The organism is Algoriphagus terrigena DSM 22685 (assembly GCF_000429445.1).
Taxonomy (GTDB): Bacteria; Bacteroidota; Bacteroidia; order Cytophagales; family Cyclobacteriaceae; genus Algoriphagus; species Algoriphagus terrigena.
Map to the genome: position 1 here is coordinate 18,965 of NZ_AUBW01000036.1, position 10,714 is coordinate 29,678.

Here is a 10,714-nt window from a genome sequence, read left to right on the forward strand (position 1 = left end):
TCGAATGGCTAAAGAGACGACCTTTCCCGCTGATATTTTTTGTTCCCTGAAGGACTTGCTGGGTATGGAACGCTATGCCCATCATTTTGACTTGCTGGCTAGAAAGCAGCGGGTGAAAAGCATCCTAGGGGGCAAACATGCCTCCAAACTCAGGGGGCGCGGGCTCGATTTTGAAGAAGTCCGCCAGTATGTGAAAGGCGACGATATCCGGAATATCGACTGGAAAGTCACTGCCCGCACCCGGGAAACCCACACGCGGGTTTTCAGTGAGGAAAAAGAAAAGCCCGCGCTAATCCTCGTTGATCAGTCGAAATCGATGTTTTTCGGTTCACAGAAAAAGACCAAATCAGTGGTCGCCGCCGAGCTTGCTGCTTTGGCAGCATTTCGGATTCTAAAGGAAGGCGACCGGGTAGGTGGTATAGTCTTCAACGACCAGGAAAGTGACATCGTTTTTCCGAAGCGGGACAGAAGGAATATTCTGAGATTTTTTGAAAATATCGTAAAGCGCAATCACGAGCTCGCATCGGGCAAAACCGGGAGTTTTGAGGATCTACTCAAAGACGTAACCGCCAAGACCCAAAACATTGTCACCCACGATTTCTTGATCCTAATCATCAGTGATTTTCACCGCTATTCGCCCAGCGTGCTGAAATCTGTCACGATGCTGTCCCAGCACAATGACGTGATCTTGGCAAAGATTACCGATCCGTTTGAGCGTGATATTGCGGAAGTAAAGTTTGTCGCAGGAGATGAGCGAACGCAAGTTGCCGTGGATGGAAAGGAAAAATCCCTGCGTAAAAAGTTTGAAGAAGGCTTTGATGCCGATTTCCAGGAATTCCAGGTCAAGCTGAAAAAGCACCGGATACCGATTTTTCAGATCGATACCGTCCAGCCGATCGACCAACAGATCAAGGATCTTTTCAAATCCCCTGCCAAATGATCCAGTTGCAAGACAGCATAGCGACCGCTTCAGATACCGTGGCAAATGCACTCGCACCGTTTGAGATGGGCAAGCTATACGAGCCCGATCCGGTTCAGTTCACGTTTGAAACCATCGGCTGGCCGGTCTTGGGGGGCCTGATTCTGCTGGGATTGTTGATTGCCGCATATTTCTGGTATCGGCATTATCAACGGAACTTCTATCGCCGGGAAGCTTTGAAGAGCTTGGATTCGATCAGGCCGGATCAGGCGCTGGAGATCTTTGTGGTGCTGAAGCGGACGGCTATTCATGCTTTTGGCAGGGATAAAGTCGGCGCGATGTCGGGTATCGAGTGGCTCAGATTTCTGGAGCAAACCGGCAAAAACGTCACGCTGGTCACCCAGGAGAAATCCATCCAAACCGCGATCTATCAAGCTGTGCCCATCGCACCTGACGTGCAGCGTCAGATTTTGTCCAACGCCAAACAATGGGTAAGAACACATGCCGTCAAACTTTGAAATAGCGTACCTGTGGGTCTTATGGCTGCTGCCCTTGCCGCTGCTGATCTATTGGCTGCTTCCGCCACTGCGGATGAAAAGTGCGTCGATCACCTTGCCCACCTATGAAAAAGCCTTGAGTTATACGGGTCAGAAACCGCGAAAATCAGCATTAGTGAAGCGGAAGAATTTTTTTCAGTGGCTGGTATTGGGCCTGAGTTGGGTGCTGCTTTTGGCGGCGCTTTCTTCCCCACAGTTGGTCGGCAAACCGGAGATGAAGGTGAAGACTTCCCGGAATTTTCTGATCGCTGCAGATATCTCTTTCAGCATGGCTCAGAATGACTGGCTCACCGACGGGCAAAAAGCCAGGAGATGGGATGGGGTAAAGGGTGTCATGCACGACTTTATCCAAAAGCGAAAAGGAGACCGGATGGGGTTGATCTTCTTTGGATCCAATGCCTATATCCAAGCACCCTTCACCCCGGATCTGGTCACGGTGACCCAGATGCTCGATGAGGCGGATGTGGGGATGGCCGGGCAGATGACCCACCTCGGCAAGGCGATCACAAAGGGTGTCGGGATGTTTGACAAGGATACGATCAAGACCAAGGTGATGCTTCTGCTCACTGACGGGATTGACTCCGGGGATGATGTGCTGCCACTGGATGCGGCGGATCTTGCCCAAAAGGACTCGATAATAATCTATACCATCGGTATCGGTGATCCCGGCAAGGAAGGGACCGACTTGGACGAAAAGACCCTGCAGGAGATCGCCGAGCTGACCGGAGGGCAATATTTTTTGGCGAAAGATGAAGACAGACTTGCTGAGATCTACGACGAGGTGGATAAGCTGGAGCCGATCGAGTATGAGGAGATGGAAAACCGGCCGGTGACCTTGCTTTACCATTATCCCTTGGGAGCCGCTTTGGGATTGTTGATACTGAGCGCCTTGCTAGGAGCTTCTATCCAGCTGATCAAAGGCCTGACAAGAAAGGAGGAAAGCTATGTTTGACGGCATATTTCCGATCGACTGGGATGCTTTTCACTTCCTCCGAATGAAATTTCTTTGGCTGCTGATGCCGGTAGTGCTCATCTCGCTGCTCGGATTGGTCAGTATGCGACAGGAGCTCGCCTGGACGAAAGTAATCGCGCCGCATCTGAGACCATATGTGATCAAAAAAGGAAATGAGGCCTCGAAATACGGCATGCAGCTCATCCTTTTGCTGGCACTGAGTCTTGGAATACTTGCGCTGGCCGGGCCGACCTGGAAGAAAGTGGAGGTGCCGGGACAACAGCTCGAAACTCCCGTGGTCATCTTGCTGGACCTTTCCCAAAGTATGATGGCGACGGACTTGCAGCCCAACCGGCTGGAGCGCGCCAAATTCAAGATCAATGACCTGTTGAAGCAAAATCCACAGGCGCGTGTGGCGCTCATTGGTTTTGCCGGAACGGCCCACACCATCGTGCCGCTGACACGCGACTACGAGATCATCACCAGTCATATCGACGGCTTGACCCCTTCGGTGATGCCTTTCCCGGGTTCGGATTTGGACGTAGCTTTTGCAATGGCTGACTCCGTGATGAGCGTGACCGATGCACCGGGCACGGTGGTGCTGCTTTCTGACGATTTGGGCGAAAGCGAGTTTGCTGCGATACAGGGTTTTGCGCAGGTCCATCCTGGAAAAGTAGCGGTGATTCCCATGAGTACTGATGCGGGAGCTGATGTACCGATGCCTAATTCGCGGGCATATTTCAAAGATGAACAAGGCAATCCGATTCATTCCTCGCTTGACCGACAGATTCTTTCGCAGCTTTCCTCGCTGGATCGGGTTTCGGTGCACGAGCTGACGCTGGACGACAGCGACGTGGCGCTGATCAGCAAGTCGATCGCTGACAACCTCAAATTCACCGAAAAGCCCGAAGAAAAGGACGACGACTGGCGCGATATGGGGCTGCTTCTCGTGATCCCGATGGCGGCATTGCTGCTGCTCTGGTTTCGCCGTGGTTGGGTGATCTATGGCTTGGTGCTGGTAGTATTCTCTTCCTGCACCGACGGATCGAAGTTTTCGGAGCTTTGGTACACGCCGGATTTTCAGGGTCAAAAGCTCAGCGACAGAGGCGATTTTGCCGAGGCGGCACAGCGCTTTGAAGATCCGATGAGAAAGGGCGTGGCGAATTTCAAAGCCGGGAATTATGCTGATGCCATTGAGGATTTTCAGCAAGACACGACTGCTCAGGGGGCTTTTAATCTCGGCTTGGCCTATTTCCAATCCGGCGATACGCTGTCGGCAATGCTGGCGTTTCGGTCGGCGTCGGAGTTGGATCCTGACTTTGCGCCAGCCCAACAGGCCAGTCAGCAAATGCAGCAGCTATCCAGAGGCGAGGATGACATGACTCCTCAAAAAGCTGAAGAAGCTCAGGACGGAGATCAGGGCAAAAAGGCTCAAAACAGGCAAAACGACAGTATGGAAAACCTCGGCGGCGGAGGCCAGGAGGCAACCAAAAAGGACATGGAGACTTCCCGCAATGAAGAAACCGTGACCTCCAATGTCCACACGGGCAAGGAGCTGGATGAGGTGCCCGATGACTTGGGGCAATCTTCCATCCAACCGATGACCGGGACGATATTGATGCGCAAGGTGGACGATGATCCGGCCTTGTTTCTGAAGCGGAAGTTTGAGTTTCAGGTGAAGGAGAAAAAACTAAAACCCAAAGCAGATGGCAAGAAATGGTAAGCTGATCGCGGTGGTGGGATTTTGGCTGGGTTTGTCGATCCAGACCTTCGCGCAGACCATCTGGGCAGACGTGACGCTAAACAAGAGTTCGGTCTACGTGGGCGAGCCGGTGAGCGTATCTGTGAAAGTGTACACTTCCACTTGGTTTACGACTGGCTTGGATCTGGGAAATATCAAGGTTCAGGACGCTTTCTCGGTGTATTTCAGACCGGTGAGTACTTCGTTTCAGAGAGACGGGAAAAATTACGCGGGGGTAGAGTTGATCTACAATGTCTTTCCCTACGAAACCGGGGATGTGACTTTTCCGGTCTTGGATATCGAAGTGGAATCTCCGGCTCCGGGTGGCTACAAAGGAATAAAGCATACAGTCAAGACTAAAGAGAAAACCATCAAAGTAAAGCCGGCTCCGGCATCTTTTGCATCCGGCGAATGGCTGGTGGCGGGTGGGCTCAGCGTCAGCGATCACTGGAATGTTGCCCCAAAGCAGGTGAAGGTAGGCGACGTATTGCAGCGGCAAATTTCCCGAACGGCGTATGGTACGGTTTCCGAGTTGATACCTCCTATTGCCTGGGACAGCCTCCCCGGAGTCAGCGAGTACCCTTCCCGAAGTGCAGTCAGCAACAATAAGGACAAGACCTCCATCAGTGCTTCCCGTACGGAGACGATGCGCTACCTTTTTGAAAAAGAAGGTGAAGTGACCATCCCAGAGATGGTCTTTACCTGGTACAATCCTGCCCATGAGAAGCTATACAAGCGTACGCTCAAGGCGGTGACGATCCAGGTGGAGCCCAATCCGGATCTGGGCGTGCTGGCGACTGTGCGGGATTCCCTGGCGCAGGAGCAGGCCGAGGCCTTGGCAGAGACAGCCGAAGCGGGGCCGAAGAAGATTCTCGGGATGAGTCCGAGGCGGTTTACTGCATTACTTTTGGCGGGAATCATTGTTTTGATCTTCCTGTTTCGAGCACTTCGCAGGCTTTACGTACGGGGGAAGGTCAAAAGGGCCGCCTACCGGGTTTCAGAACCTTATTTTTTCAATCAGTTCAAAAAGGCCCTTCGCTCCGGCGATCCCGCTCAGATCTCTTCCAAGCTCTACTCCTGGATAGACTCGATGCAGCTGGAAGAACCCAGTGTGGGCTATTTTCTTCGAAAGTTTGGCGCTAAGAGTGCGCCCAAGGCGAAGATGGGATTCTCGACGATCAGTCTGGGAGAATGGGAAAAAGCCCGTCAATCCTACTTGGATCGCGAAGCACGGCAGGAGACAAGCTGGATCAACCCCTAGAAGCTTCTTTACTTCGGATTGATCAGGTAAGACCGGATGCCCATCACGATCAAAAGTTGCGCAGTGGCATAGGTTCCCATGATAATAATCCCTGATTCCGGGAAATCCTGGAAAAACCGGCTGATGGCAATCGCTCCGTCGGAGATGAAAAACAAGATCGCTCCGATGAAAACCTGCCAAAACGAAGCAGGATTACATTTTTTGAAGCGGTCCCGGGCCATAGTGACCATGCCCACGATGACAATGATGTAAGCGATGACCGGGATTTTCATCGTGCCGAGGCCTGGATTGATCAGGTAGAAGACCAATGCCGCCGCCAGGTAGATCGGCAGGTTGAAGAAAAACGACTTGACGAAATTGACATGCTCCAAGCGTGTTGGGCTCCTCTGAGCGATCCGGAATCCGATGATGTAGCATACATGGGCCATCAGAAACGATCCCAATCCATAGACGAAGAGCTGGGGCCACATCAGCAGGATGTCTCCAATCCAGGAAAAAATCAGTGCGCCGAGGACTGATTTGGTCAATAAAGTGGAAGCAATCGGCCGGGTAGTCTGGTAGAAATACGCAATTAACCCCAAAAGAATCAGGGGTTTTGAATAGAATCTGAACTCACTGTTTCCTTCGATCACGAAGGCCAGGTCGGCTAAAGTCGCCGCCAAAAACAAATAGAGCCAAACAATGTTTTTATCTCTCAATGGAATAATATTCTGTGTAGTGTGCTAAAGTAACTAGAATTGTTTGCTGTTTCTGGTACGCTGGGAAATTGAGTTTGGATATGCTCAAATGACTGATTGTGCAAACAGGGTTCAATTGACATTGAAATTTTCGAATTTTTAATTTATATTTTTTAAAACTCCTTCAAAAAATTCGCCCTTGGCTTCAAAAAAACACAAAAAATGTTTTGGAGGGGTTATTAAGCTTTCGTTAAAAAATGTGAAATTTGACCAGCAAAACTTAATATTAACTACCCCGACTTGCTCGGGCCCGAACTTAACTTTGCAGGGATTTTCTATCAAAACAGATCTTACCAAAACAAAAACTTATGAGGCAAAATTTACTGAAAAACTTGATGGCATTCGCCTTGGTAGTCATGACTACTCTTGGAGTGTCTCAGGCACAAGTCACGACAAGCTCCGTAGCCGGGCAAGTGCTCGATGCGCAAGGTGAAGCCCTTCCGGGAGCAAATGTCGTCGCAACGCACCAGCCATCAGGTACGCGATACGGCGCAGTATCCAATTTAGATGGCAGATATACCATTCCAAATATGAGAGTCGGCGGACCCTATACGATTCAGGTAAGCTTCATCGGCTACCAGTCTGCAGGATTTGAAAATGTGATTTTGCGTTTGGGAGAGCCCTATCTACTCACTGTCACGCTGACGGACGACAGTACCGAGCTTGGTGAAGTTCTAGTCTCCGCCGCCAAATCATCTGAGTTTGATTCAAACAAGACAGGTACTTCTACCAGTATTTCTACCAGACAGCTCACCGATCTTCCGCAGATCAACAGGTCTGTCACCGACTTCACCAGACTGACTCCTCAAGCTAACGGCAACTCTTTTGCAGGGCGGGATTCTCGATACAATAACTTCCAAGTTGATGGTGCAAACTTCAACAACGGTTTCGGTCTAAGCGGTAACGCCCTTCCGGGTGGTAGTGCTCAGCCAATTTCCCTGGATGCAATCGAACAAATCTCTGTAAACATTGCTCCTTTTGATGTGACCCAGTCAGGATTTACCGGTGCCGGTATCAATGCGGTAACCCGTAGTGGTACAAACACACTGCAGGGATCCGCTTATTATTTCACAAAAAATCAGGACTTACAGGGTAGTAAAATCGGAGACAATGAATTGGAACCGGTGGATGCAGGTTCCAAAAACTTCGGCTTTAGACTCGGCGGTCCGATCATCAAGAACAAGTTATTCTTCTTCGTAAATGCTGAACGTGAAAATTTAACCGGTGCCAATGCGACAGGAACGAATCTTTGGAGATCGTCGGAAGACGGTATTGCCGACGCCGAAAACAACATCACTCGGGTAAAAACTTCCGAAATGGAAGCAGTTAGAAACCACTTGATCAACCAGTGGGGATATGACCCAGGGAGATACGAAGGTTACGCAGACGAAGCCGAGCAGCACAACACCAAATTTTTGGCAAGAGTCGACTGGAACATCAATGAAAAGCACAAGCTGGCTGTGAGATACAATCAAGTCGTTGGGATTTCCAACCAGTTGACTAACGGCTCGTCAGGACCAAGTCCAAGAACTACCAGCGATGCCAACCGCGTTTCCCAAAATTCGATGGCCTTCGAGAATTCCAACTATGGCTTTGAAAACTCGGTAAGATCTTTGACCGCTGAATTGAACTCCTCCATAAGTTCTAAAGTGTCTAACCAGTTTCTGTTCACTTACTCCAAGATTCAGGACTTAAGAACTACTCCTAGCGACCAGCTCTTCCCGATGATTGATATCTGGGATGCAGGTAGAGGCGATGGAAACAAAAACTACATCTCTGCTGGTACGGAGCTATTTAGCTATAAGAACGACGTAATCAATGATAACTTTTCATTCACAAACAACCTGACTTATATCACGGGTAAACATACTGTGACTGCGGGTGCGGCTTATGAGGTTCAGAAATTTGGAAACAGTTTCACCAGAATGGGCACTTCGTATTACAGATATGCCTCTGTGGAAGATTTCCTGACCACGGGGACTGCTACTGAGGTTGCGCCGATTATGTTCGGCTTGACCTACCCGTACGAAGGGCAGGAGACTTACGCGAGAGTCAATTTTGGTCAGGCGTCCCTGTATGCACAGGATAAGTTTGCTGCTACAGACCGTTTGTCTTTGACCTTCGGAGTGAGATTCGAATTGCCTATATATTTGAATGATTTGACTCCAAATCAGGCTATCAATGACCTGACTTTGCTGGATACAGACGGCAATCCTAAAAATTACGATTCAGGTAGCTGGCCAGAGTCAAGATTGATGGTTTCTCCGCGTTTCGGATTTAACTACGACGTGTCTGGAGACAGAAGTTTTGTGGTAAGGGGTGGGACAGGCGTCTTCACCGGCCGTATTCCCTTCGTTTGGCTGACAAACATGCCGACCGGAGCAGGTGTCTTGCAAAACACCATTGAGCCTGGCAGCTATGCCGCAGTTGCCCCTTGGATCGGAAATATCAGGTTCCAGCCGGAGAAATATTACTATGTCGAAAATCCTCCTGCAGGTGGGGAGAGTGTGTTTATCACCAGCCCTAAGGAAGGTGCTCCGGGTTCCTTCGCATTGGTTGACACAGAGTTCAGAATGCCAATGGTATGGAGATCAAGCCTAGGTGCAGATTACCAATTGGGTAATTCTCCTTTTGTGTTGACTGCGGATCTCCTTTACACCAGAGACATCAATGCGGTATATCAGTTTGGTGCTAACCGAAAAGAGTCTCCAAACAAGATGACTTACGCTGAAGGTGACGACAGAGAGGTTACTTTGACTCCAAGCGATATCCAGTATAATCCAGCGATGGGTGCCAACAATGCAACTGTTTTGACAAACACAGACCTGAAAGGACATGCATTCTCTGCGACGGTTGGACTGTTGGTTCCAGATTGGAAAGGTCTTTCCGGTAGCGCATACTACACCTACTCTGAGGCGAAAGAAGTCAGTGCTAACTCCGGTTCATCAGCTAGCTCTGCATGGCTGGCTAGCCCAAGCATCAATAGCCCAAATGAGCAGATGATGAATATCTCAAACTACGCGCTTCCCCATAGAGTAGTGGCTAACTTGAGCTATAGAATAGAATATGCGAACCGTCTGGCTACTACTGTGGGTATGTATTATACCGGTTCTCACCAAGGACGATTCTCATATCTATATGGAAATGATTTCAATGCTGACGGCATTAATGCTGACATCTTGTTCTTGCCGGAGAATACGAGTGAGATTGTATTCACTGACATCGTAGCAAGCGGAAACGTCGTATTCACAGCTGCTGAGCAAGCTGCTGCGTTTGACAAATACATTGCAGACAATGATCTGGAGCAATATCGCGGACAGTATGTGCCAAGAAATGCTTTCTTGATGCCATGGTTGAGCAGATTTGACGTAAGAGTTCTTCAGGATGTTTTCACAAACATCGGCTCCAGAAAGCATACCCTCCAGTTGAGCTTGGATATCGTGAACTTCGGCAACCTGCTTAACTCCGATTGGGGTATTCAGGATAACCTGAGTGGTGCGCAAAACCTACTTTCCCGATCAGGTTCTGCATCACAGAATCCTAAATTCAATATGAACAGAGTATCCGGAGAGCTGCCGACTACCCCATTCCAAAATGCAAGTAGCTTCTCTACCACTTGGAGCATGCAGTTTGGTCTGAGATATATATTCTAAGGTTTTAAAATAAAACCTGACCTTTTTTAAAAAGCGCTCCTCTGGTTGGAGCGCTTTTTTTTGTCCATTTTATTTATCAAACTGATCACTTGACCCGGGCGCGTCTGGTGAAACTTACAACAGTAGCCACTTCGGTCCGCAGCGTTGGATTTGACGTAGTGATTGACCACACCCAGAAAGGTGAAAGCTTGTTTCCAATCGATGTGAAAAATGCTGCCATCGCTATTCCAGACAGGATTAGTATCCAATGGAATTCCTATTGATAATTCCCCGGATTCAAGTGGCTTACATAGTTTCGATAGGTTGGATAAACTTTGGAAAGCTCATGGAAAACATTCGCACAGGTCACCGCATCTTCACACACGTTGTCTCCAAGATTCACTTTAAACCCGATTTCTCGACCTAACTGAGCATATTTTTCGTAATTCCCGGATAATTCAAGCAGACCTAGGACATCAGTATACCAAATGCTGAAACTCTCTATCCCGTAATTCAAAAATAAAGTCTTAAGGATACTCAGATCTACTACCGAATCATAGATCACCAGTAGATTGTTATTGCAGATTTCTGACAGCGTAGAATCCCAAAGTCTTCTAAAATTTTGAACGTGCTCTATTTCGTGAAGTCTGACCTCACGGCAATTTGGCAAAAGCAACGCATCTTCCTCATCGGGGGGAAGAATATGGTAATTGGTCCAATGGACGAGCTCTCCATTTTTCACAAAAGCAAGTCCCACATTGCAGACGATTTCCTGGGGTGAATTGCCAAATTGAAAAGCCATGCTGATGAAATCAAACTCACTGACTCGTCCTAAAAACAGTTTACAGGTTATAGTTTAAATCCTGATACTGATTGACTGTTTTTGGTTCGTCCTTTTATAGGTTTACAAGTGTA

General features: G+C 48.9%; 8 protein-coding genes. 6 read left to right on the forward strand and 2 right to left on the reverse strand.

Annotation, left to right across the window (positions count from 1 at the left end; all coding sequences use genetic code 11):
• Positions 1 to 4 precede the first annotated feature (4 nt).
• The 5 genes from G459_RS0122835 to G459_RS28345 are packed head-to-tail and all read left to right on the forward strand — an operon-like array spanning position 5 to position 5,430.
• Entirely contained in the window at positions 5 to 940 is a 936-nt protein-coding gene (locus tag G459_RS0122835; RefSeq protein ID WP_026969684.1) for a DUF58 domain-containing protein, read from the forward strand.
• Positions 937 to 1,437 carry a DUF4381 domain-containing protein gene (locus G459_RS0122840; protein ID WP_035456754.1) on the forward strand — a complete coding sequence of 167 codons (501 nt, stop codon included), beginning with the start codon at positions 937 to 939 and terminating at the stop codon, positions 1,435 to 1,437. Before G459_RS0122835 ends, G459_RS0122840 begins: the two co-directional genes overlap by 4 nt.
• Positions 1,421 to 2,428 (forward strand): VWA domain-containing protein, encoded by a 1,008-nt coding sequence (locus G459_RS0122845; protein ID WP_026969686.1) that lies wholly within the window; start codon positions 1,421 to 1,423, stop codon positions 2,426 to 2,428. The genes G459_RS0122840 and G459_RS0122845 overlap by 17 nt, the downstream gene beginning before the upstream one ends.
• Positions 2,421 to 4,151 (forward strand): vWA domain-containing protein, encoded by a 1,731-nt coding sequence (locus G459_RS0122850; RefSeq protein ID WP_026969687.1) that lies wholly within the window; start codon positions 2,421 to 2,423, stop codon positions 4,149 to 4,151. The genes G459_RS0122845 and G459_RS0122850 overlap by 8 nt, the downstream gene beginning before the upstream one ends.
• Positions 4,135 to 5,430: a BatD family protein gene (locus tag G459_RS28345; RefSeq protein ID WP_051315381.1), complete on the forward strand. Its 1,296-nt coding sequence runs from the start codon at positions 4,135 to 4,137 to the stop codon at positions 5,428 to 5,430. The genes G459_RS0122850 and G459_RS28345 overlap by 17 nt, the downstream gene beginning before the upstream one ends.
• A gap of 8 nt (positions 5,431 to 5,438) precedes the next feature.
• Here G459_RS28345 and G459_RS0122860 read toward each other — a convergent pair whose 3' ends face one another.
• Complete coding sequence (locus tag G459_RS0122860; RefSeq protein ID WP_026969688.1) at positions 5,439 to 6,128, reverse strand: lysoplasmalogenase; 690 nt, start codon at positions 6,126 to 6,128, stop codon at positions 5,439 to 5,441.
• A 347-nt stretch (positions 6,129 to 6,475) separates the two neighbouring features.
• Between G459_RS0122860 and G459_RS0122865 the strand changes: the two genes are divergently transcribed.
• Positions 6,476 to 9,820, forward strand: coding sequence for a TonB-dependent receptor (locus tag G459_RS0122865; RefSeq protein ID WP_026969689.1), 3,345 nt, complete (start codon positions 6,476 to 6,478; stop codon positions 9,818 to 9,820).
• 256 nt (positions 9,821 to 10,076) lie between these two features.
• Here G459_RS0122865 and G459_RS0122875 read toward each other — a convergent pair whose 3' ends face one another.
• Positions 10,077 to 10,601 carry a 3'-5' exonuclease family protein gene (locus G459_RS0122875; RefSeq protein ID WP_026969691.1) on the reverse strand — a complete coding sequence of 175 codons (525 nt, stop codon included), beginning with the start codon at positions 10,599 to 10,601 and terminating at the stop codon, positions 10,077 to 10,079.
• Positions 10,602 to 10,714 lie beyond the last annotated feature (113 nt).